The organism is Frigoribacterium sp. CFBP 13712, assembly GCF_014842255.1.
GTDB lineage: Bacteria > Actinomycetota > Actinomycetes > Actinomycetales > Microbacteriaceae > Frigoribacterium.
Genome location: NZ_JACYVH010000013.1, coordinates 1 through 22140, shown reverse-complemented (window position 1 = coordinate 22140; position 22140 = coordinate 1). Strand labels below are relative to the sequence as shown.

Here is a 22140-nt window from a genome sequence, read left to right as displayed (position 1 = left end):
GCGGTCCCCTCCGATCAGTTCGCCGTGGCGTCCTCGAGCAGCGGGACGAGCTGGTCGAGGGCGTACTGACGGGAGAGCGAGGTGCCGAGCGAGTAGGCCGACGAGACGTCGCCGTCGATCACGATGTCGTGACCGGCCTTCACCGCGGGCAGCTGCTGCCACTGCGGGTCGTCGGTGATCTCGGTCGTCTCGATGTAGATCGGGAACGCGATGATCACGTCGGCGTCGATCACGTCGAGCTGCTCGGACGAGATGTCGACCGAGAAGCCGCCGGCGTTCGGGGTCAGAGCCGCGATCTCGGGGTTCTGGTCGAAGCCGAACTCCTCGAGCAGGTCGACGCGCTCGGAGCCCTCGATGTAGGCGCCCCAGCCCTCGCTGGTCTTCGTGGCGGCGGTCACGGTCAGGTCGTCCCACTCGGGGTGGGCGTCGGCGACGGCCTCGACGGCCGACTCGCTCTCGGCGACGAGACGGTCGCCCTCGGCCTCCTCGCCGAGGGCGGTGGAGACGAGGTCCATCTGGTCCTCGAAGTCGGTCAGGTAGTTCTCGCCGCCCTCGGGGACGCCGATGGTCGGCGCGATGCCCGAGAGGCGGTCGTAGCGCGCCTGGTCGCCGGAGCTCTTCGTGTCGAGGATGAGATCGGGTTCGAGCGCCGCGATGGCCTCGTACGAGGGCTCGAGCGTGCCGATCATCTCGGGCGGGGTGTCGTAGAGACCCTGCGCCCAGGGGCCGACGCCGTCGTTCTCCTCGCCGAAGGCGAGCCAGTCGGAGGCGCCGACGGGCTGGACGCCGAGCGCCAGGGCCGTCTCGGCGTCGCCCCAGCCGAGCGCGACGACGCGTTGCGGCTTCTCGTCGACGGTCACGTCGCCGAAGGCGGTCTCGACCGTGACGGGGAATCCGGCGCCGCCGGCGGTCGACCCTCCGTCCGAGTCGGTGTCGGAGTCGGCCGAGCACCCTGCGAGCGAGAGGGCGGCGACGGCGATGACGGAGGCGAGCGTGAGTGACTTGCGCATGGATTCCTTGCGTGGGGGAGGGGTGGGCGACGAGACGGGGGCGGACCCTCGACGGGGTCTCAGGTGAGGGTAGCCTAAGCTAATCCGCATGGCGACGTCCGAGGTCCACGGGGTCGACCGCGCTCAGCGGCCGGCCGGCGGCGTCCGCCGACGCCGCACCCGCCTGCTCGCCCTGGTGATCGCCGTCCTCCTCCTCGTGCTCGCCGCCGTCCTCGGGCTGGCCGTCGGGGCTCGACCCGTGGCCTTCGACGAGGTGGTCCGCATCCTCGTCGGCACCGCGTCACGCGATTCCGCCGACGCCGCCGCCGTGCTCGACCTCCGTCTGCCCCGAACGGTCGCGGCGATCGTCGCGGGGGCGGGTCTCGGGGTGGCCGGTGCCGTCGTCCAGGCGGTGACCCGCAACCCCCTGGCCGACCCGGGCATCCTCGGCGTCACCTCGGGCAGCGCCTTCGCCGTCGCCCTCGCGGTCGGCTTCTTCGGCGTCTCCGCCGCGAGCGGCTGGGTCTGGTTCTCGCTGGTCGGGGCCGGTCTCGCGACGGTCGCGGTCTCGCTCATCGGGGGAGCGGGCCGAGGAGGCGGTGGTCCAGCCCGTCTGACCCTCGCCGGTCTCGCGCTCGGCTCCGTCCTCGCAGGCATCACGTCGTCCATCGTGCTGTCCGACCCCCGCCGGTTCGACGCCGTCCGCGCCTGGGAGGTCGGCTCGCTGGCCGACCGCGGCTGGGAGCCCGTGCTCACCGTCGCCCCCTTCGTCGTCGTCGGCCTCGTCGTGGCCCTCGTCGCCGCCCGGCCGCTCGACGCCGTCTCGCTCGGCGACGAGCACGCCGCGTCGGTGGGGGTCTCGGTGCCGACCGTGCGGGTGCTGTCGCTGATCGTCGTCACGCTCCTCGCCGGAGGCGCGACCGCGATCGTCGGGCCCATCGCGTTCGTCGGCCTGATCGTCGCGCACACCGCCCGAGGTCTGGTCGGGCCGAGTCAGCCGTGGATCACCGGACTCTCGGCCCTGCTCGGACCGGCGCTGCTGCTGCTGGCGGACGTCCTCGGTCGCGTCGTCGCGCCTCCCGGGGAGCTCGCCGCCGGGCTCGTGACCGCCGCCGTCGGTGCCCCGGTGCTGATCGCCATCGCCCGTCGACGCCGGGTGGGCGGCGCATGACCGCCCTGAGCCCACGCCCACGCCCCCGCCCCCGCCGCGTCGCGACGGCACGGGGTCGGCGCCGCATCGCGACCATCGCGCTCGCCGTCGTCGCCCTCATCGTGGCGATCGTCGCGCTCGGCATCGGCGACTACCCGCTCAGCCCGATCGAGGTCGTCCGCGCCCTGTCCGGCGGCGACGGCTTCGCGTCGACCATCGTGCTCGGCTGGCGACTGCCGCGCGTGCTCGCCGCCCTCGTCTTCGGCGCCGCACTCGGCGTCTCGGGCGCGATCTTCCAGTCGCTGACCCGCAACCCCCTCGGCTCGCCCGACGTGATCGGCTTCTCGACCGGCGCGTACACGGGCGCGATCGTCGTGATCGTCACGGGAGCGTCGTCGACGCTCGGCACGGCCGGAGGCGCCCTCGCCGGAGGGCTGCTGACGGCGCTGATCGTGTATCTGCTGGCCTACCGCGGCGGGGTGCAGGGCCTGCGGCTGATCATCGTCGGCATCGGCGTGACCGCGCTGCTGCACTCCGTCAACAGCTGGCTGCTGCTGCGGGCGCAGAACGAGGTCGCCCTCACCGCGTCGTTCTGGGGCGCCGGGTCGCTCGCGCTCGTCGGCTGGGCGCAGCTCGTGCCCGCCCTCGTGCTCATCGCCGTGCTGACCCCTCTCGTGATGATGCTGTCCCGCCCGCTGCGGCAGCTCGAGCTCGGCGACGACGCCGCGCGGTCGCACGGCCTCGGGGCCGAGGGGGCGCGACTGGCCCTGGTCGTCGTCGGCGTCGCCCTCACGGCCGTCGTGACGGCGAGCACCGGGCCGATCGCATTCGTCGCGCTCGCCGCCCCCCAGCTGGCCCGGCGTCTCGTCCGATCGGCTGGCGTGCCCCTCGTCGCCGGAGCCCTCACGGGCGCCGTCCTGCTGCTCGTCGCCGACCTGGTGGCGCAGCACATCACGTCGAGCCCGGTGCCGGTCGGGCTCGTCACACTCGTCATCGGCGGGGTCTACCTGATCACGCTGCTCGTCGGAGAGAGTCGGAGGTCCGTGTGACCGAGAGAACCCCCACCACCGCCGCTGCTGCTGACGGATCCGGCGCCGCGCCCGTCGCTCCGTCGTCGCGTCTGGTCGCACGGTCCGCGCACCTCGCCTACGACCGGCGGACGGTCAGCGAGTCCGTCGACGCCGAGATCCGCGACGGCTCGTTCACGGTGATCGTCGGGCCGAACGCGTGCGGGAAGTCGACTCTCCTGCGGGCCTTCGCGCGCCTCCTGAAGCCCCGGTCGGGGTCGGTGCTGCTCGACGGGCGCGAGCTCGCGTCCGTCCCGCCGAAGGAGGCGGCCCGCACGGTGGGGCTGCTGCCGCAGACCTCGACCGCACCCGAGGGCATCACCGTGGCCGAGCTCGTGTCGCGCGGGCGCTACCCGCACCAGGGGCTGTTCCGGCAGTGGACGGCGGCCGATCGCGAGGCCGTCGACGCCGCCCTCGTCGAGACCGACCTGACCGGGCTGGTCGACGTGGCGGTCGACGAGCTCTCGGGCGGCCAGCGGCAGCGCGTCTGGGTGGCGATGGCGCTCGCGCAGCAGACCCCCGTGCTGCTGCTCGACGAGCCGACGACCTACCTCGACATCGCGCACCAGTACGACCTGCTCGACCTGTTCGCCCGACTGCACCTGCAGGGGACGACGGTGGTCGCGGTGCTGCACGACCTCAACCAGGCGGCGAGGTACGCGACCGACCTGATCGTCATGAAAGACGGCGACGTCGTGGCGACCGGCGCACCCGCCGACGTGCTCACTGAAGAGCTCGTCGCCGACGTGTTCGACCTGCCCTGCCTGATCGTGCCCGACCCCGTCACCGGCACGCCCCTCGTCGTCCCCCGCCGCCGCTGACCCGCCCCGGCCCCGCCCCGGCCGACGCCGCCGCGCCCCTGCACCCGCGCCCCCGCGAGGCATCGAGGTGACGCAACGGGACCCCTGCACGCCGCACGATGCCCCTTCCGCGTCACCTCGATGCCGCCGCCGACACGGCCGGAGGGAATGGCCTAGGTTCGTACGGGCGTTGCACCCCCAGGGTGATCCGCCCATCGAGACCGCGCCCCGGGCGCAGAGGAGACATCGTGACCCAGCCCAAGATGAACGTCGAGTCGTTCAACCTCGACCACCGCACCGTCGCGGCCCCCTACATCCGTGTCGCCGATCACAAGACGCTCCCGAAGGGCGACACGATCACCAAGTTCGACGTGCGCTTCACGCAGCCGAACGAGGCGCACCTCGAGATGCCCGCCGTGCACTCGCTCGAGCACCTCTTCGCCGAGCACTCGCGCAACCGCTCGAACGACGTCATCGACTTCTCGCCGATGGGCTGCCAGACCGGCTTCTACCTGATCCTGCAGGGCACCCCCGAGATCGACGACGTCATGTCGCTCGTCGAGGGCACGCTGACCGACATCACGACGGCGACCGAGGTGCCGGCCGCGAACGAGACGCAGTGCGGCTGGGGTGCGAACCACTCGCTCGAGGCCGCACAGGAGGTCGCTCGCGGGTTCCTCGCGGCCCGCGACCAGTGGTCGACCGTCACCCGATGAGCCGCGGCGCAGCCGTCCCGCGGATCATCGTCGTCGTCGCGATGAGCGACGAGGCCCAGCCGTTCGTCGACCGCGCCTCCCGGGTCGACGAGCCCGTGGCGGTCGGCGGTTCGCTGCAGCGCGTCGTCGAGATCGACGGGGTCGAGCTGCTGCTCGTGCAGGGCGGCATCGGCTTCGTCAACTCCGCCAGTGCGACGACGTCGGCCATCGTGCGGGCGGGCGCGCTCGACGGCGTCGTGCCGACCGTCGTCAGCGCGGGCACCGCGGCCGGCATGGGCCACGGCATCGAGATCGGCGACGTGGTCGCGGGCGCCGAGTACGTCAACCTCGACGCCGACGCGCGCGTCTTCGGGTACCGCCTCGGTCAGGTGCCGGGCATGCCGGCCAGCTTCCACGCCGACGCCCACCTGATGGAGGCGGCCCTCGCCTACGGGACGTCCGTCGCGTCCGAGGCCGGCTGGGCCGTGCGCCCCGGCCTGATCGCATCGAGCGACGCGTTCATGACCGCCGACCGGGTGGTCGGCGTCCGCAGCGCCTTCGCCGACGTGGTCGACGTCGACGCGGTCGACATGGAGTCGATGGCCATCGCGCAGACCTGCCACGTCTATCGCGTGCCGTTCGTCTCGGTGCGCGGCGTCAGCGATCTCGCGGGGCCCGACGCCCACGACGTGCACGACGAGAACCTGGCCCTGACGGCCGGGCGCTCGGCCGACGTCGCCCTCGCGCTGGTGCGGGGCCTGGCGAGCCGCTGACCGGCGGCGTCCGCCGACGCGCCATCGGGCATGAAGGAGGCGCGGGTCGGGTCGACCCGCGCCTCCTCGGCTCCCGGCACCCTCGTTCGGGGGACACCGTCGACCTCTGAAGTGCCCACTGTGCACGAAGTCCCCATGAACCTATGTTCTCCCTAAGAGTTTTCTCGGATGAACGACAGGGGTCCACTTCGTGAAGAAACGCCACGTCAATGCGATCGGGGGAGTGGCGTTCGCGTCGCTCCTCGTCGCCTCGCTCGCCTCGCCGGCCGGCGCCGCTCCCACCACCGGGTCCGCCGCCGGGTCTTCAGCCGCCGCGGCATCCGCCGCCGCCGCGGCACCCGGTGCCGACGGTCAGCTCTCGCCCCGCAGCAGAGACGATCGTCCCGATCCCGCCGCCGAGGCCCAGCGCGAGCTGAACCGCGAGGCGGTGGCCCAGGTGATCACCGGTCAGGCCGAGCCGCAGCAGCGGAGCGCGCGCAGTGACAGCGAGTCGGTCGAGATCAAGCCGGGTCAGTGGGCCCAGTACGGCGTCGAGTCGAGCGATCAGATCCTGTCGTTCCTCGTCGACTTCGGCGACGAGGTCGACCCGCGCTACGCCGACGCGCCGGCCGGCCCGATCCACAACGAGATCGCCCAGCCCGACAGGGCGAACGACAACTCCACGTACTGGACCAACGACTTCAGCCGCGGCCACTACCTCGACATGTTCTTCGACCAGCAGGGCGAGTCGCTGAAGGGCGTCTACGAGGAGATGTCGAGCGGCCGGTACACGGTCGACGGCGACGTCAGCGACTGGGTCACCGTGCCGTACTCGTCGGCCAGCTACGGCGAGACCGAGAGTCAGGCCGACATGACCCGCTTCGTGCAGGACACCGCCGACGCCTGGTACGACGACCAGATCGCGCGCGGAAAGACTGCCGCGCAGATCACCGAGTACCTGCAGACCTTCGACCAGTGGGATCGCTACGACTACGACGCCGACGGCGTCTTCGACGAGCCCGACGGCTACATCGACCACTTCCAGGCCATCCACGCCGGCGAGGGCGAGGAGGCGGGCGCCGACTCGAGTGCCATCTGGTCGCACCGCTGGGCGGTCGGTCAGGACGCGGAGGGCACGGCGGGCCCCGCGGTCAACCCGTTCGGCGGAGTCAAGATCGGCGACACCGACTTCTGGGTGCGCGACTACACGACCGAGCCCGAGAACGGTGGCCTCGGCGTCTTCGCCCACGAGTACGGTCACGACCTGGGTCTGCCCGACCTCTACGACACCAGCGGCGGCGAGAACGGCACCGGTTTCTGGACTCTCATGAGCTCGGGTTCATGGCTGAGCCACGGCGACGGGGCGATCGGCACGACCCCGAACCAGATGGGCGCCTGGGAGAAGCTGCAGCTCGGCTGGCTCGACTACGAGATCGCGGTGGGCGGCCCGAAGGCGGCGAAGTCGACGCACCAGATCGGCCCGTCGTTCCACGCCACGAAGAAGCCGCAGGCCGTCGTGGTCACGCTGCCCTTCGACAAGAAGGGGAACGCCCGCTTCTATCTCGCCGAGAACCGGCAGTACGGCGGCTACGACGACACCCTGCGCACCGGTCCGTACAACTTCGGCTGGCTCGAGTCGCAGCCCGACCGCGTTGAGCACTTCCCGTATCAGGACGGCCTCAGCATCACCTACTGGGACTCCGCGCAGACCAACAACAACACGGCGCAGCACCCCGGTGCGGGGCTCGCGTTGCCGGTCGACGCGAACCCGACGGCGCTGACCTGGTCGGACGGCTCGGTCGCCCGCAACCGGATCCAGAGCTTCGACGCCACGTTCGGCATCCAGCGCACCGACCCGATCACGCTGCACCGCGAGCTCGGCGGCGCGTCGCTGACGATGACCGCGCCGGCGCGACCGGCGGTGTCGATGTTCGACGACAGCGACCCGCTCGCGTACTACGACGCGTCGAACCCGCAGGGCTCCGTCAAGGTCGCCGGATCGGGCACGACCATCCAGGTCCTGCAGAGCAACAAGCAGGGGATGATGACCCTCCGCGTCGACTGAGCGCACGCGGGGAGACATGAAGGAGGCGCGGGTCCAGTGGACCCGCGCCTCCCGTCGTCCGTCGACTCAGCTGGTGGCGCCGCGGTGCAGGTGCTCGATCAGCTGCGCCTTCGTCGCCCGCGACACCCCGGAGAGCCCGGCCTCGCGCGCGAGGGCGCGCAGCTGCACGAGCGTCATCGCGGTGAGGTCGCGAGACGGGTCGATCGCGGTGTCGTCGGCGACGGTCTCGTCGACGGTGACGACCGGGGGAAGCGGCGGGACGAAGATCGACGACGCGACGGGGGCGGTCTTCGAAGGCTTGTCGGACTTGTCCTTCTTGTCAGTCTTCTCGGACTCGCCCTTCTCGTCGGACTTGCCCTTCTTGTCGGACTTGCCCTTCTTGTCGGACTTGCCCTTCTTGTCCGTCTTGCCCTTCTCGTCGGACTTGCCCTTCTTGTCCGATTTGCCCTTCTTCTCCGACTTCGTGAGTTCGTCGAGAGACGGGGTCGGCGCGACGGCGATCTTCTCGTCGCCCTTCGACTTCTTGTCGTCGTGCTTGCGGGCGACGGCGTCGCGTTCGGCGCGCAGCGAGGCGACGGTCTCGTCGTCGAGGAAGTCGACGAACGGGTTGGGCTGCCCGGTCTTGTCGGCGACGATCGACGTGTAGGCGGCGGCCGCGGAGCGGACCTTCGCCGTCGCACGACCAGCGCGTTTGGACGAGGTCGGTCGCTCCGCGGTCACTGCCGCGTGCTTCTCGAGGGCGTCGACGAGATCTCTGAGGGCTGTCTTGATCTTTTTGCTCACTCCGACATTGTCGACCCTCGAGGTGTACGCACAACCCCCTCCTGCCTTTCGGGCGCCTGACCGATCAGCCGGTGGGGGCGGAGGAGACTGCTCGGTCAGAACTCGGGGCGGCCCCGACCACCGCGCGGTCGGGGCCGAATCGCCGGTCGAGCACCTCCGCGCTGGCCGAGCCGGCGAGGAACCCGCGGAGCACCGCGACGAGCCCGGCCAGGTCGTCACCCGAGGTGCGACCCTGCACGTCGTCCATCCCCGCGTCGACCGCCCGTACGTGCGGCACGAGCGACCGGCCGTCGTCGGTGAGGCTGAGGACGACGGCGCGACGGTCGTCGGGGCTCGTCTCCCGTGCGACGAGCCCACGGCGGACCAGCGCGTCGACGATCCGACTCGGGCTGCCGGTCTCGCAGACGATCAGCTCGCCCAGGGCCTTGAGCGTCAGGGGGCCGGAGTCGTCGAGCACCCCGACGACCTCGGCCTGCGAGGGCGTCAGCCCGACGGGGGCCAGCGCGTCGGCCACGGCTCGGTTGCCTTCGCGCTGGGCGGCGAGCACGAGGTAGCGCAACTCGGAGGGGGCCAGCTCGGCTCGGGGTCCGCCAGAGGATGTCACGACACGAGATTACCGCCCGCCGTCTGGGGCTGCGATCGACGTCGACGACTCCGCGCCCCGAAGACACCCGGGCCGATGGCCCGCAGCACGGACGGCAGCACGATCGTGCGGATGACGACGGCGTCGAGGGCCACCGCGATCGCCAGCCCCAGGCCGATCTCGCGCACGATGCTGATCTGCCCGGTCATGAACGCGAGGAAGACGACGATCATGATGAGGGCGGCGCTGTTGATCATGGGTCGGGTCGCCCGCAGCCCGTCGGTCACCGCCGAGCCGAAGACGGCCCCGCGCTCGTAGGTCTCGGCGATCCGGGCGATGATGATCACCATGTAGTCCATGCTCAGGCCGAACATCACGGCGAAGAGCAGGACGGGTGTGACGGAGTTCAGCGGCACGTCGCTCGTCAGCGACTGCACGAGGGTGAGCGCCCCGAGGCTCGCTCCGACGACGAGCGCGTTGAACGCGAGCGCCAGCAGCGAGAGCGTCACGGATCGGAACGCCACGATCAGCAGCAGGAACGTCGCGACGAACACGAGGACGGCGATGGTCGGCAGCGAGTCGACGAGCGTCTCGTCGAAGTCGAGCCCCTGGGCGGTCGCCCCGGCGACCGCGACGGTCGACGACGAGCCGAGCTCGTCGGGCAGCTCGTCGCGGATCTCGCGGACGAGGTCGTGCGCCTCGACCGAGTCCGGTCCGTCGTCGGTGGTGACGAGGAGGCGCGCGACCGTCCCCGCGGAGCCCTCGGCCCACAGCGCCCCCAGCTCGGCGGGAGCCTCGTCGCTGGCCAGCAGCGCGGGGAGCAGCGCCGGGTCGATCCCGGAGGTGGTGACGCTCGTGACCGAGGCGACGTCGGCGTGCTCCTGCAGCAGGCGGCTGGCCTTCGCGACGTCGTCGACGAGCTCCGATGCGTCGTCCGCGCCGATGACGACCTGGAGCGGGAACAGGTCGTCCACGCCGATCCGGGCCGCGGCCACGTCGAGTCCGATGCGAGCGGGGTCGTCTTCGGGGAGGACGGTGGCGCTCGCGACCGGCGACTGCAGCGAGAGGCCGAGGGCCGGCGACGACACGGCGAGAAGCCCCACGACGCCGACGAGGGCCACGACGGCCGACATCGCGCGGGTCGGGCTCGGACGACCGCGCAGGCCCGTGCCGGTGCTCGTCGAGTCGGCGGCGGTGGATCCGGACGCCCGGCGAGGTCGACGACTGGGCAGGGGGACGCGACCCCAGTCGATGCGACGACCGAGGAGGATCAGGAGCGACGGCAGGACGGTGTGCGTGAGCACCAGCGCCACCGCGGTGACGATCATGCCGCCCAGGGCGATGCTCGTGAAGGCCATGACGCGGGGGACGAGCAGGGCGGCCAGGGCCACGATGACCGCGGCGCCGGAGAACAGCACCGAATGACCCGCGCGGGCCATCGCGACGTCGACGGCGTCGCGCACGCTCCGACCGTGGCTCAGCTCTTCGCGGAATCTCTTCACGATGAACAGCGAGTAGTCGACGGACACCGCCAGGCCGATCATCGAGACGATGTTCGAGTACAGGTTCGAGACGTCGGTCTCGCGGGCGATGAGGTAGCCGGCTCCCAGGGCGATCGCGAGCGAGGAGCCGGCGATGAGCAGGGGCACGACGGCGGCGGCGACCGAGCGGAAGACGATGAGGAGGACGACGATCAGCACGGGGAAGACGATCAGCTCGGCCCGGAGGGCGTCCTCCTTCGAGTGGGCGTTCAGCTGGTAGTCGAGTGCGGGTTGACCCGTCACGTAGCCGTCGACGCCGCCGGCCAGGTCGGAGACGCCCTCCTGCAGGTCGGGGGTGAGGTTCTGAGCGACGGTGTTGTCGCCGTCGAAGCCCGCGGTGATCACGACCGTCCGGCCGTCGGCGGACGCGTAGTCGGGTCGTTGCCCGGGTGTCGTCACGGAGACCGCTCCATGCTCGGCGAGCAGCGCCGTCGTCTCGTCGATCGCGGCGGGGGAGATGCCGTCGTCGCCGTCGAGCACCACGACGACCTGGTTGGGGGCGTCGCCGAAGTCGCGTTCGATGCCCGCCTGGGTGACCAGCGCCTCCGCCCGGGGTGCGGTGAAGCCGCCGCCCGACAGGGCGCCGTCGAGCTGGAGGGCGAGGGCCGCGGCGACCGCCACCAGGATCACCCACGCGGTGAGGACGAGGCGAGGTGCTCGCCGGAGGGGATGGTTCGGTCGTGACATGGCGGTCTCCCGTCGAGGGCGTCGGACGACGCCGGTAGATGATGGAACATGCATGTTGTATCACGTAGCGGGTCCGACGTCGATTCGAGGCTCGAGGCCGATAGATGTCTCGACATTTGTTGTGGAGTCATACATCTGACATTCTGGCTGCTGGCACAGCCCGCCACGCGACACATCACCTCACGAGGAGCACCATGACCCTGCAGACCGAGACCCCCGACGCACCGCCCGCCGCCATCGGCGCCGCGCCCCTGAGCGACGCCCGAGCCGCCATCGACGCCATCGGCCGCGGCGAGATGGTCGTCGTGGTCGACGACGAGGACCGCGAGAACGAAGGCGATCTCATCGTCGCCGCCGAGCACGTCACACCCCAGATCGTGAACTTCATGATCACCCACGGTCGCGGCCTGGTCTGCCTCGCGCTCGACGAGGGGCGCGCGGCCGAGCTGCGACTCGACCCCATGGTCGAGAAGAACGAAGACCACCAGTCGACCGCTTTCACGGTGTCGATCGACGGCACACCCGCTCACGGCGTCACCACGGGCATCTCCGCCTCCGAGCGGGCGACCACCATCCACCTCGCCGTGTCGGGCGACGCTAACGACCTCGCCCGACCCGGGCACGTGTTCCCGCTGATCGCCCGCCCCGGCGGGGTCCTCGAGCGACCCGGTCACACCGAGGCGTCGGTCGATCTCGCCCGTCTGGCCGGGTGCGCGCCCGCCGGCGTCATCGTCGAGATCATCGGGGTCGACGGCGAGATGCTCCGTCTCGACGCCCTGCGCGAGTTCGCGGCCGAGCACGGCCTCGTGCTGACGAGCATCGCGGAACTCGTCCGCCACCGCGCCGACGAGGCTCGCACTGAGCAGGGTCGCGACTGATGCTGGCCCTCCGCGTCATCCGCGGGGCGACCCGGTCGGTGGTGTGGCGCATCGTCCGACGGCGCATCGGCAGCGTCGAAGGGCTCGAGAACATCCCGCTCGACGGTCCGCTCGTCGTCGTCCCGAACCACGCCAGCTACTTCGACCACTTCGTCGTCCAGGTGGTGGTCCAGACCCTCCGGGGCCGTCCTGTCTGGTTCCTCACCAAGCGCGAGAGCTTCGCCCGGCCGTTCCCTCGTCTGTGGGCGACGGCCTGGTACGGCATCCCGGTCGACCGCGACGTCCCCGGGCCCGACACCCTCCGCGAGGTCCGGCGGGTGCTCGGCTCGGGCGACGGGCTCTGCGTCTATCCGGAGGGCACCCGCGGAGACGGCGGTCCGATGCGCGAGTTCAAGCCCGGGGCCTTCCGATTCGCCCTCGCCCACGGGGCGCCCATGATCCCCATCGGTCTGCACGGCACCGCCGACGTGCTCCGCAAAGGCGACCGGTGGTTCAGACGAGGTCGCGTCGACGTCGTGATCGGCGCGCCCCTCGAGGTCGACTCCACACTGACGAAGCCCGAGGCGGCGCAGGCCCTCGCCGGGTCGAGCCGGGCGGTTGTCGAGTCGCTCGTGGCCCGGGCGGCCCGGAACGCAGCGCGTTCGTCGGCGATCCCCGTGCCGCCCGCGGCCGACGCCGTCGACGCCTCCATCGTCCGCCAGCTGACGGACGACGGGCGGATCGCCCCCGCGGTGCTCCGTCGACTGCGCATGCTGACCACCGTGGTCGGCACCGTCGAGCGTCGGGGTCTCGACCTGCGGACGCAGCGGATCCGACTCGCGGCTCTCCGGGCGACCCGGTGGCGGGGGCCGGTCCGTCTCGTGGTCGCGATGGTGATCCGCGGACGCCTCGCGCGCCTCCTCGGCGAGGCCCCCGCCCATCCGCTGGCCAACTACCTGCTGGGTCGATGGTGTCTCGCCGTGCCGACGGCCCTCGGCGGCGGCGCCGAGCGGGCGCTCGAACGGTTCGCGGTCGCCGCGGCCGACGCCGCCGACCCCACCCGCACCGCCATGGCCTCGGCCGAGGCCCTGCAGCGGCTCGGTCGGCATCGGCAGGCGCTCGAGCAGCTGCGACGGGTCGTGGCCGAGACGCCGGCGCAGCACCCGCACCATGCGTCTCGGGTGCGCCGGGCCGAACGCCTGGTCGGCGAGCTGCGGGGGGCCGCGACGTGATGCCCGTCGTGCATTCGGCCAGCCGCTCGATGCGGCGTCGCCCGGCGGACGTCCTGCGGGTGCTCGTCGAGGTCTCGGCCGTCGCCGACTGGAACCCGGCGCTGTCGTCCGTCACCGCGCCTCCTGGGCCCGCGACGATCGGCCGGGCGTACCCGATCCGGATCCGAGGGCTGGTCGGCGGCCACATCACGTACCTCGAGACCGGGCCGGCACGAGTCGCCTACCGTCTCGTGGCCCCCGGCGCCGACGAGCTCGGCGAATGGCGGATGGACAGGGTGCCGGGCGGCACCCTCGTGTCGCATCGGATGGAGCACCGCGGCGCCGTGCTCCGCCTGATGCGGCGGGCGTTCGAACCCGTGCCGTCGTGGCGGCTCGAGAGGCTCGACCAGACGGCGGGCGACGCACGCGCCGGCTGATCGGTCTCCGGGGCGGCCGCCCGGCTCACGTCGACCGGCCGCCTCGGATCGGCCGAGGCGATCAGACCGGGGCGATCAGACCGGGACGACCGCCACGGCGGCGGGGACGAACGAGACGAGCACCTCGGTGCCGATCGGGCGGCCGACCTCGGGGCGGTGGTCGAGGGTGAGCACCGTGCCGGGGTCGGTCCGCACGGTCGTCCGCGAGACCGCCCCTCTGAACGACACCGACTCGACCGTGCCGGCGATCGCGTGCGGATCGTCGGTGAACACGACGTCCTCCGGGCGGACCCAGGCCCAGACGGCGCCGTCGGCCGGCGACCCGACCGCCTCGATCTCACGGCAGCCCGGCAGGCGCACGCGCCCGTCGACAACCTCGGCCCGCACCCGGTTGCTCGTGCCGACGAACTCCGCGACGAACGCGGACGACGGCTCGCGGTAGAGCTCCTCGGGGGTGCCGATCTGCTCGATCGACCCGGCCCGCATGACGGCGACGCGGTCGGCGACGGCGAGCGCCTCCTCCTGATCGTGGGTGACGAACATCGTCGTGATGGCGAGCTCGCGCTGGATCCGACGGATCTCATCGCGCAGATGCACCCGCACCTTCGCATCGAGGGCGCTGAGCGGCTCGTCGAGCAGCAGCACGCGGGGCCGGGTGACGAGGGCCCTGGCCAGGGCGACGCGCTGCTGCTGCCCGCCCGAGAGCTGGTGGGCGTAGCGCTCGCCGAGGTCGCCGAGGCCGACCAGCTCGAGCATCGAGCGCGCACGGCTCGTGCGCTCCGTGCGCCCGACGCGGCGCATCCGGAGACCGAACTCGACGTTCTGCAGCACCGTCAGATGCGGGAAGAGCGAGTACGCCTGGAAGACCATGCCCACGTCTCGGCGATGGGTCGGCACGCCGACGACGTCGTCGCCGTCGATCGTGATGCTGCCGCTCGTCACGCTCTCGAGACCCGCCAGGCCCCGCAGCGCGGTGGTCTTGCCGCAGCCGCTCGGCCCGAGCACGGCCACGAGCTCGCCCGGCCTGAGCGACAGCGAGACGCCGTCGAGCGCGCGGTGCCCCGAGAAGTCCTTGACGACCGAGCGGAACTCGACGGCCGCGCCACCGCGCCGGTCGACGTCGATGGGGGCGGTGAGGGTGGCGGTCACGGGCGGGCCTTTCGAGCGGGCGGAGCAGGAGGGGCGGGTGCAGCGGCAGGCGCGGCAGGGGCGGCGGCACCGGCCCGACCGGCGGGAGGCGCGGTGCCTGCCGAGACCGCGGGCGAGGCGCCCGGTCCGCGAGTGCCGACGCGCCCGATCACGACGAGCAGTGCGAACGCGAAGCCCAGCGCCAGCAGGGCGAAGATGACCGCGGCGTACGGGTCGCTCCGCGAGACCTGCACCAGGGCCGTCTGCAGCGTCACGCGGTTGAGCAGCGACGCGATGGTGAACTCGCCGAGCACGACGGCGACGGTGATGAACGCGGCCGCGAGCAGCCCCCGGCGCAGCGTCGGCACGACGACGCTCACGGAGATGTGCGCCCAGCCGGCCCCGAGGGTGCGGGCCGCTTCGGTGAGGGTGCGCAGATCCGTCCCGGCGAGGTCGGACTGCACGGCCCGGTACGCGTAGGGCAGCACGGTGATCCCGTAGGCGAGCGCGAGGGTCCAGGCGCCCGACCCGGCGATGCGCGTCACCACCGAGTAGACCGGCGCGAGCCCGACGACGAGCACGATGGCCGGCACCGTGATCGGCACGAGGCAGACGAGTTCGAGCGGGCGCGCGAGTCGCGGGTAGCGGAGGTGCACGAGCACCATGGCGGGCACGAGCAGCGCGAGCACCAGCAGCGCGGCGACGACGGCCAGCACCAGCGAGTTCGTCACGCCCTCGACGAGGTTGCGATACGCCCGCTCGTTCTCGGGGTCGACGATCGCGAGCCAGTGGTGCAGGTCATGCCCGCTGCCGTCAGCGCTCCGCAGCGAGAACGCGACCATCGCGGCGATCGGCACGGCGAACACCACCCCGACCACGCCGAGGGCGATCCTGCGGGCCGTCGTCGAAGCGCGGCTGGCAGGTCCGTCCGCCGAGGGGGCGCGCCCCGAGGAGGCACGGGTCGACACGCCGACGCCGGTCACCGCTGCCACCGCTCGGTCCGGCGCTGCAGCACCGAGTACAGCGACATCAGCACGACCATCACGACGACCATGCCGAGCGCGAGGGCTCCGGCGACGTTCTCGCGACCGAGCACCGTCTCGCTGACGAGCGCCGCGCGGATCTGCAGCGGCACGATCTGGGCGCCCTGACTGATGATCGCCGCGGCGGTCGCGTACGACGAGAACGCGTTCGCGAACAGCAGCAGCAGGCTGCCGACGAATGCGGGCGTGAGCACGGGCACCACGACGCGGGCGAAGTGCTGCCACCCCGTGCCGCCGAGGGTGGCCACCGCCTCCTGCCAGTGCGGACGCAGTCCGGTGACGGCCGGCATGAAGGTGATCACCATCAGCGGCACCTGGAAGTAGATGTAGGGCAGCAGCAGGCCGGGCACCTGGTAGAACCAGACCCCGTCGGCGAAGACGTCGACGCCGAAGCGGGTCAGCAGCAGCTGCGTGACGACCCCCTGGATGCCGATCGTGGCCGTGAAGGCGAACGCGAGCATGACGCCGCCGAACTGGGCGAGGACGCTGGCCGCAGAGTCGACGAACCCGCGCACGAGCCCGTCGGGGCGGAGGGCGGTGAGGCCCCAGCAGACGACGGCGCCGAGCACGGCGCCGACCACGGCGGTCACGCCCGAGACCAGCGCCGAGCTGCCGAACGCGCGCAGCACGCTGGGTTCGCCGAGCACGGCGATGTTGTCGAGGGTGAACCGGCCGTCGCCGTCGACGAAGCCGGTGCCGAGCGCCAGCAGGCACGGCAGCACCAGGAACGCCAGCACGTAGAGCGCGAACGGGGTCAGCCCCCACCACGCCGGCAGGCGGCGCCGGCCCCGGGGGGAGTCGGCGCCGCCGGAGGTCGAGGAGGCGCGGGTCGACGACTCCGCCCCTCTCGCCACGGTCGTCACGATCAGCCGATCACGGCGGCCCAGCGCTCGGCCAGGACCGCCGAGGCGGCCTCGGTCTGCTCGCTGGTGAACTGCACGGTGTCGGCGGGCTGCTCGCCGACCGCGTCGAGGGCGCCCTGGTCGACCGTGCCGGCCTGGACCATGGCGTCGAGTCGGACGGGGTAGGCGCCGGCGGCGAGGTAGAGGTTCTGGGCGGTGTCGCCCATGATGAACTCCTGCCACAGGCGGGCGGCCGCGGGGTGCGGGGCGTCGACGTTGATGGCCTGGTTGTAGTAGCTGGCGAGGGCCGTGCCGGGCAGCACGGCGGTCTTCCAGTCGCGACCGCCGGCGTCGGCCGCGGCGGCCAGGTTGTTGTAGCTCCAGTCGAAGACGACGGGGGTCTCGCCCGAGGCGATGGTGGCGGGCGTCGGGTCGGTCGGCAGGAAGTTGCCGGCGTCGTTCAGCTCGCCGAAGAAATCGACACCGGGGGTGATGTCGTCGACGCTGCCGCCGTCCTGGAGGGCGGCCCACTGGATCGCGGCCGCTGCGGCGCCGGCCTGGGTCGGGTCGCCGTTCAGGGCGACCTTGCCCTTGTACTCGTCGCCGAGCAGGTCGTCGAGGTTGGTCGGCTCGGGCACGGCGTCGGCGTCGTAGCCGATCGACATCAGACCGGTGTAGTCGTAGACCCACCTGCCGTCGGCGTCCTTGCGATCGTCGGCGATGTCGTCCCAGGTCGTCACCTTGTACGGCGCGAACTGGTCGAGGTTCTCGAGGGTGACGGCCGAGCCGAGGTCGAAGACGTCGGGGGCGCCGTCCTGCCCCTTCAGGTTCTGCGCCGCGGTGATCTCCTCGGCGCTCGACACGTCGGGGTTGTCCGAGTTGACGGTGATGTCGTACTCGTTCTCGAAGGCGTCGATGATCTCGCCGTAGTTCGCCCAGGTGTCGGGCAGCGCGATGACGTTCAGCTCGCCTTCCGCCTCGGCGGCGGCGACGAGCTGGTCCATGCCGCCGAAGTCCTCCGCGCTGGTGGCGGTGGCGGCGTCGGTGTCGCCCGCCGCGCCTCCTGAGCTCCCCGCGTCGGCGGACGAGCAGGCGGTGAGGCCCAGTGCCAGGGCGGCGAGGGTGGCGGCTCCGGCGAGGTGGCGCTTGGCGAGCATCGGGATCCTTCGGGTGCGGGGCCGAGGCTCGTCGCGGGGAGCGACGAAGGGGTGCCGGTCGACCCACGAGCACCGTAGGGAGGCGCGGCGACGGTGGGGATGCCGCCGCACGTCGCGCAGATGAACGGCAGGAGTCGTCCTAGCTCATCCATCACACGTATTAGCATGCGATATACGAATTCCTCTGGTAATATTTGACGCATTGTCACCGGGACCCGCCGGGCATGACACCAGGGGAGACCAGAACACATGACGAGAAGGACCGCACTCCGAGTCGGAGCAGTCGCGCTCGCCACGGCGACCGTGCTCGGCGGCATCGCCGACGGAGCGGCCGCTGCCGCGGACGCCTCGCCGGGCGACCCGTCGGTGAGGGCCTCGGGCAGCACGCCCGTCGTCATCGCCTCCGAATCCACCCGCCTCGTCGGGCCTCTCGCGATCGTCCAGAGCGAGACCCACGCCTTCGGCCTCCGAGCCGATCCCGACACCATGCGCACCGGCGGCGGCGGAACCCTCGCCGAGGCGCAGGCCGAGGCCGACTACTGGTCGGTGCCGGCCGTCGGCCAGGTCGGCCCGGTGCGTGGTGTCGGCGACAAGGCGGATCGCTGCCTGACCAAGGCGTCGCCGAGCAACGGCACGGTCACGATCGCGAGCTGCAACGCCTCCGCCCAGCAGGACTGGCAGTGGACCGACACGACCGAGCGGCAGGGCTTCTCGAAGGCGCTCTCGCCGTCGACCGCCACGGCACGGGCGATCGCACCGCGCGGTGCCGGCACCTACGTGCACGCCGTCGACGGGGCCTCGTACACGCGGCCGATGGCCCTCGACGGGGCGATGCTCGCCGAGCGCGAGATCACCGCGTCGGCCGTCGTCGACGCGATGGAGCGCTCGGCAGCGGTCTCGGGGGTCGCCTCCACGGGGTCGACGGTCTCGATCGGCGACGAGTCGGTCGTCGTCGGCGAGACCGGCGAGTACACGCTCACGCTGACCGATCTCGAGGTCGGCGTCACCTCGCTCGTGGTCACCCAGACCCTGCCGAACGACGAGGTGCACGGCACGACGACGCTCGATGTCGAGGTCCCGGCGGCCTCCGGCGAGTTCACCCCCGTCGAGCTGCCGTCGGCCGAGATCCCCCGCGGGCTGGACAGCGCGGTGACCGCCCAGGTCGAGACGACCGCCGAGCTGACCTCGATGGACTCGACGGTCACCTTCACGGCGCCGGCCGGGACGACGTTCGCCTCGGCCGATGATCGGCCGGTGGCCTACCTGCTGCCCGGGGCTCGCGACTGGCGCGAGTCCGCCTATCTGCGTCTGACCGGGGGCACCCCGTCGGCCGACGCGACCTCCCTCACCTACGACGCCGACACGACGAACGGCGGCTTCCGCCTCCCGGCTGGGTCCCGGCTGCGGTTCGAGGCCGTCGTGCGCACCCCGTTCGGCGTCGCCGACCAGGGCTCGCTCGGCTTGCTGCACTCCGGCACGGCGAACAGCGGAGCCTTCCACGTCTTCGGTCGCTCGGCGGTCTCGTTCGTCGACCGTTACCGCGACGGGACCCTCGACGACTTCGCAGACGGTGATCGCTTCACCCCGGGCGAGGTCGAGTTCACCGGCACCGGGTTCCCCGGCGCGACGGTGACCATCACGCCGACCTCGGGCGCCCCCGTCTCGACCGAGGTCCGCCCCGACGGCACCTGGCGCGCGGTCCGCTACCTGGGCAACGGCGCCTACACCCTGTCCGTCTCGCACACCTCCTCCGAGGGCGAGAACACCATCGAGGGCATCCGTCTGTTCTCGAACGCCGTGGCCGAGGGCGACTTCACCCTCGCGTCCCCCTCCGACGGCGACGGGCACGCGGCGCAGGGGTGGGTGACCTTCTCGGGCACGGGCACGACCTGGTCGAGGGTGTCGATCGCCGACGACTACGCCATCGCCCCGACCACCGCGACCGTGCAGTACGACGGCTCGTGGACGGCACGGCGGTGGGTCGGCACCGAGCCGACCACGTTCACGGTGACGTCCTCCCGGGCCGACGTCGAGAACGGGTCCGAGACCGTCGCATTCAACACGGGTGCCACCGACCGGCCGTTCACGATCGGCAGTCACTCCGACGGCGGCACCTTCACCCCCGGCGCGATCACCTTCTCGGGCACCGGATCCACCGGCGACACGGTCACCCTGACCGCGCCCGGCCTGGCCCCGCTGGAGGCGCGAGTCGACCAGAACGGTCGCTGGTCGCTGCAGAGGTGGCTCGGCAACGGCTCGATCGCCTTCGCCGTGAAGCACACGACCACGGGCGGCGAGTCGACCGAGCAGCAGCTCCGGCTCTACTCCGACCAGGTGCCGCAAGGCGAACTGGTCGTGTCGACCTCCGCCGACGGCGACGACCACGCGCAGGCCGGCTGGGTCACCTTCACCGGCACGGGCACGACCTGGTCACGCATCTCGATCGACGATGGCACAGCCACACCGCCCTCGGTCGCCACCGTCCAGTACGACGGCTCGTGGACCGTACGCCGATGGGTCGGTGCCGGGCCCGTCACCGTCACCGTGACCAGCGCTCGCGCCGACATCGACAACGGCCGGCGTGAGATCCGCCTCGGGGTGGGCCGGTGACGCTCGGCACTCAGGCCGTCTCTGCTCCGCCCTCCTCTTCCCTCTCAGCTTCCCCTCCGGCGTGCCGCCCGGCTCGCCACCACACGACAGAACGGACCACCATGCGCCGCACACTCCTCACCACCACCGCCGGCATCACCTTCGCCGCGCTGGCACTGACCGGCTGCACCAGCGGCACGACCGAGGCCGACGGGGCCACGCCGACCCCCGCCTCCTCGGAGACCGCCGCGGCCACCGACTTCCCGAAGCCGACCGGCGAATGCATCGACGGCATCGCCACGTTCGTCGACAACGACACCGAGTACGAGCTGCCCGACGGCTGCGAGACCGTCGACATCATCGGCTCGGGCAACACCATCACCCTCGGCCCGGTCACGAACCTGATCCTCGAGAGCGACGGCAACACCGTCGACGTCGAGTCCGTCGAGACGATCAACAACCTCTCGTTCGGCAACACCGTCACCCACGGCGGAGACGCCCCCGAGGTCGCCACCGGCGCCGACGACATCACCGTCAGCGCCCGATGACCCCGCGCCGACAGACCTCTCCCCTCACGCCGTCCCTCGACGGCCCGAAAGAAAGAAAAGACCGCCACATGAAGAACAAGAAGAAGAACACCCCGGCGCAGCGCCTGGGCGCGGCCGCACTCGCGACGGCGACCGTCGTCTCCGGGCTCGCATTCGGCCCCGGGGCCGTCGCCGCTCCCGCTGCGTCCATGAGCGTCACCAGCGCGAACACCCCCGCCGCCGACGCCTCGACCGACGACTTCGGTTCGGTCTCGGCGCTCGAGGTCCCGGCCACGGAGCTGGTGCGTGGTGAGACCTCCGAGTTGAAGTTCATGGTTCGCAACACCCAGGAGCACCTGGGCTTCGCGCCCAAGGTGGTGCTGACCGCACCGGAGGGGACGACGTTCCCCGAGCAGGCGACGGCGTCGAGCCGGTACAAGGCCACGACCGCGGACGGCTGGTTGGTCTGGGATGGCTACGACCTCAAGGAAGGCGTCGTCTCGAACGACGGGAAGACCCTGACCTTCGACAACAGCGACCACAGCATCACCGCTGTAGCGGACCGTGACTACGAGTACACGGTGAAGGTCGAGACGGCCGCCGACGCCCTCGACGTGCCCGACAACAAGATGGGCTTCGTGTTCTCGGGTGTCTCGGCCCAGGGTGACTTCCAGGCTTCTGGTAGCGCCCCGGTCTCCATTCCCGGCGACTTCGGGTCGGTGTCGGCGTTGGAGGTGCCGTCGGTCGAGCTGGTCCGCGGTGCCGTGACGGATGTGAAGTTCGTCGTCCGCAACACGCAGGCGCACACGGGCTTCGCGCCGAAGGTGGTGCTGACCGCGCCCGAGGGGACCACATTCCCCGAGCAGTCGACCGCGACGTCGCGCTACCGCGATGCGCCTGATGGTGAGATCTGGGGCCGTTGGGACGAGAACGTCCTGCGCAACGGCGTCGTCTCGAACGACGGCAAGACCCTGACCTTCGACAACACCGATCACGGGATCTCGGTCGGTGCGAACCGTGACTACGAGTACACGGTGAAGGTCGAGACGGCCGTCGACGCGGTCGACGTGCCCGGCAACAAGATGGCCTTCGAGTTCTCGGGTGTCTCGGCCCAGGGCAACTTCCAGACCGCGGGCAGCGCTCCGGTCTCGATCCTGGACGCTCTCGAGTCCGTCTCGACGCTCGAGGTCCCGGCCACGGAGCTGGTGCGTGGTGAGACCTCCGAGTTGAAGTTCAT

At 71.7% G+C, this 22140-nt stretch carries 20 protein-coding genes; 12 read left to right on the top strand and 8 right to left on the bottom strand.

The genetic code is table 11. From position 1 onward, the window contains the following. Nucleotides 1-14: 14 nt before the first annotated feature. On the bottom strand, nt 15-1010 hold the full coding sequence (locus IFT51_RS14490) for an iron-siderophore ABC transporter substrate-binding protein (RefSeq protein ID WP_192061797.1): 996 nt from the start codon (nt 1008-1010) through the stop codon (nt 15-17). An 88-nt stretch (nt 1011-1098) separates the two neighbouring features. Between IFT51_RS14490 and IFT51_RS14485 the strand changes: the two genes are divergently transcribed. The 6 genes from IFT51_RS14485 (at nt 1099) to IFT51_RS14460 (ending at nt 7518) form a co-directional block, all read left to right on the top strand. Then, the gene (locus IFT51_RS14485) at nt 1099-2160 is read left to right on the top strand and encodes an iron ABC transporter permease (protein WP_192061796.1); all 1062 of its coding nucleotides are present in this window, start codon (nt 1099-1101) and stop codon (nt 2158-2160) included. After that, nucleotides 2157-3188, top strand: a complete 1032-nt coding sequence (locus IFT51_RS14480; protein WP_192061795.1) for an iron chelate uptake ABC transporter family permease subunit — start codon at nt 2157-2159, stop codon at nt 3186-3188. The genes IFT51_RS14485 and IFT51_RS14480 overlap by 4 nt, the downstream gene beginning before the upstream one ends. Next, a complete protein-coding gene (locus IFT51_RS14475; RefSeq protein WP_192061794.1) occupies nt 3185-4027 on the top strand; it encodes an ATP-binding cassette domain-containing protein in 843 nt (280 codons plus the stop codon). The genes IFT51_RS14480 and IFT51_RS14475 overlap by 4 nt, the downstream gene beginning before the upstream one ends. Before the next feature lie 242 nt (nt 4028-4269). Next, the gene (locus IFT51_RS14470; RefSeq protein WP_192061808.1) at nt 4270-4722 is read left to right on the top strand and encodes an S-ribosylhomocysteine lyase; all 453 of its coding nucleotides are present in this window, start codon (nt 4270-4272) and stop codon (nt 4720-4722) included. Continuing rightward, the gene (mtnN, locus tag IFT51_RS14465; protein ID WP_192061793.1) at nt 4719-5474 is read left to right on the top strand and encodes a 5'-methylthioadenosine/S-adenosylhomocysteine nucleosidase; all 756 of its coding nucleotides are present in this window, start codon (nt 4719-4721) and stop codon (nt 5472-5474) included. The genes IFT51_RS14470 and mtnN overlap by 4 nt, the downstream gene beginning before the upstream one ends. Nucleotides 5475-5664: 190 nt before the next feature. After that, nucleotides 5665-7518, top strand: coding sequence for an immune inhibitor A domain-containing protein (locus IFT51_RS14460; RefSeq protein ID WP_192061792.1), 1854 nt, complete (start codon nt 5665-5667; stop codon nt 7516-7518). A 66-nt stretch (nt 7519-7584) separates the two neighbouring features. Here IFT51_RS14460 and IFT51_RS15660 read toward each other — a convergent pair whose 3' ends face one another. The 3 genes from IFT51_RS15660 to IFT51_RS14445 all read right to left on the bottom strand — a co-directional run bounded on the left by IFT51_RS15660 (nt 7585) and on the right by IFT51_RS14445 (nt 11112). Continuing rightward, nucleotides 7585-8301 (bottom strand): Rho termination factor N-terminal domain-containing protein, encoded by a 717-nt coding sequence (locus IFT51_RS15660; protein ID WP_243214116.1) that lies wholly within the window; start codon nt 8299-8301, stop codon nt 7585-7587. 64 nt (nt 8302-8365) lie between these two features. Beyond that, nucleotides 8366-8905 (bottom strand): MarR family transcriptional regulator, encoded by a 540-nt coding sequence (locus tag IFT51_RS14450; RefSeq protein WP_197982084.1) that lies wholly within the window; start codon nt 8903-8905, stop codon nt 8366-8368. Beyond that, entirely contained in the window at nt 8902-11112 is a 2211-nt protein-coding gene (locus tag IFT51_RS14445) for an MMPL family transporter (RefSeq protein WP_192061791.1), read from the bottom strand. The genes IFT51_RS14450 and IFT51_RS14445 overlap by 4 nt, the downstream gene beginning before the upstream one ends. A gap of 194 nt (nt 11113-11306) precedes the next feature. On the opposite strand from IFT51_RS14445, the gene ribB reads away from it, so the two are divergent. The 3 genes from ribB to IFT51_RS14430 are packed head-to-tail and all read left to right on the top strand — an operon-like array spanning nt 11307 to nt 13617. Beyond that, entirely contained in the window at nt 11307-11990 is a 684-nt protein-coding gene (ribB, locus tag IFT51_RS14440; protein WP_192061790.1) for a 3,4-dihydroxy-2-butanone-4-phosphate synthase, read from the top strand. Further along, nucleotides 11990-13201: a lysophospholipid acyltransferase family protein gene (locus tag IFT51_RS14435; RefSeq protein ID WP_192061789.1), complete on the top strand. Its 1212-nt coding sequence runs from the start codon at nt 11990-11992 to the stop codon at nt 13199-13201. The genes ribB and IFT51_RS14435 overlap by 1 nt, the downstream gene beginning before the upstream one ends. Further along, nucleotides 13201-13617 (top strand): SRPBCC family protein, encoded by a 417-nt coding sequence (locus tag IFT51_RS14430; RefSeq protein WP_341850019.1) that lies wholly within the window; start codon nt 13201-13203, stop codon nt 13615-13617. Before IFT51_RS14435 ends, IFT51_RS14430 begins: the two co-directional genes overlap by 1 nt. Before the next feature lie 75 nt (nt 13618-13692). Here the strand turns inward: IFT51_RS14430 and IFT51_RS14425 are convergent, their stop codons facing one another. The 4 genes from IFT51_RS14425 to IFT51_RS14410 are packed head-to-tail and all read right to left on the bottom strand — an operon-like array spanning nt 13693 to nt 17787. Further along, on the bottom strand, nt 13693-14766 hold the full coding sequence (locus IFT51_RS14425; protein WP_192061787.1) for an ATP-binding cassette domain-containing protein: 1074 nt from the start codon (nt 14764-14766) through the stop codon (nt 13693-13695). After that, complete coding sequence (locus IFT51_RS14420; protein ID WP_371740824.1) at nt 14763-15728, bottom strand: ABC transporter permease; 966 nt, start codon at nt 15726-15728, stop codon at nt 14763-14765. Before IFT51_RS14420 ends, IFT51_RS14425 begins: the two co-directional genes overlap by 4 nt. Then, the gene (locus tag IFT51_RS14415; protein WP_243214110.1) at nt 15725-16642 is read right to left on the bottom strand and encodes an ABC transporter permease subunit; all 918 of its coding nucleotides are present in this window, start codon (nt 16640-16642) and stop codon (nt 15725-15727) included. The genes IFT51_RS14420 and IFT51_RS14415 overlap by 4 nt, the downstream gene beginning before the upstream one ends. A gap of 11 nt (nt 16643-16653) precedes the next feature. Continuing rightward, nucleotides 16654-17787: an ABC transporter substrate-binding protein gene (locus tag IFT51_RS14410; protein WP_192061786.1), complete on the bottom strand. Its 1134-nt coding sequence runs from the start codon at nt 17785-17787 to the stop codon at nt 16654-16656. Between the two features lie 249 nt (nt 17788-18036). On the opposite strand from IFT51_RS14410, the gene IFT51_RS14405 reads away from it, so the two are divergent. The 3 genes from IFT51_RS14405 to IFT51_RS14395 form a co-directional block, all read left to right on the top strand. Further along, nucleotides 18037-20397, top strand: coding sequence for a hypothetical protein (locus IFT51_RS14405; RefSeq protein ID WP_192061785.1), 2361 nt, complete (start codon nt 18037-18039; stop codon nt 20395-20397). Nucleotides 20398-20498: 101 nt separating this feature from the next. Further along, nucleotides 20499-20924, top strand: coding sequence for a hypothetical protein (locus IFT51_RS14400; protein WP_192061784.1), 426 nt, complete (start codon nt 20499-20501; stop codon nt 20922-20924). Between the two features lie 68 nt (nt 20925-20992). After that, nucleotides 20993-22140, top strand: a 1148-nt coding sequence (locus IFT51_RS14395; RefSeq protein WP_192061783.1) for a hypothetical protein, incomplete at its 3' end; no start/stop codon positions are given.

Excerpts from the sequence above, each read along its gene's own strand:
- IFT51_RS14400 (WP_192061784.1), top strand. The coding sequence starts at position 20,499 with ATGCGCCGCACACTCCTCACCACCACCGCCGGCATCACCTTCGCCGCG.
- IFT51_RS14485 (WP_192061796.1), top strand. The coding sequence starts at position 1,099 with ATGGCGACGTCCGAGGTCCACGGGGTCGACCGCGCTCAGCGGCCGGCC.
- IFT51_RS14410 (WP_192061786.1), bottom strand. The coding sequence starts at position 17,787 with ATGCTCGCCAAGCGCCACCTCGCCGGAGCCGCCACCCTCGCCGCCCTG.
- IFT51_RS14480 (WP_192061795.1), top strand. The coding sequence starts at position 2,157 with ATGACCGCCCTGAGCCCACGCCCACGCCCCCGCCCCCGCCGCGTCGCG.
- IFT51_RS14430 (WP_341850019.1), top strand. The coding sequence starts at position 13,201 with ATGCCCGTCGTGCATTCGGCCAGCCGCTCGATGCGGCGTCGCCCGGCG.
- mtnN (WP_192061793.1), top strand. The coding sequence starts at position 4,719 with ATGAGCCGCGGCGCAGCCGTCCCGCGGATCATCGTCGTCGTCGCGATG.
- ribB (WP_192061790.1), top strand. The coding sequence starts at position 11,307 with ATGACCCTGCAGACCGAGACCCCCGACGCACCGCCCGCCGCCATCGGC.
- IFT51_RS14435 (WP_192061789.1), top strand. The coding sequence starts at position 11,990 with ATGCTGGCCCTCCGCGTCATCCGCGGGGCGACCCGGTCGGTGGTGTGG.
- IFT51_RS14470 (WP_192061808.1), top strand. The coding sequence starts at position 4,270 with ATGAACGTCGAGTCGTTCAACCTCGACCACCGCACCGTCGCGGCCCCC.
- IFT51_RS14490 (WP_192061797.1), bottom strand. The coding sequence starts at position 1,010 with ATGCGCAAGTCACTCACGCTCGCCTCCGTCATCGCCGTCGCCGCCCTC.
- IFT51_RS14405 (WP_192061785.1), top strand. The coding sequence starts at position 18,037 with ATGACGAGAAGGACCGCACTCCGAGTCGGAGCAGTCGCGCTCGCCACG.
- IFT51_RS14445 (WP_192061791.1), bottom strand. The coding sequence starts at position 11,112 with ATGTCACGACCGAACCATCCCCTCCGGCGAGCACCTCGCCTCGTCCTC.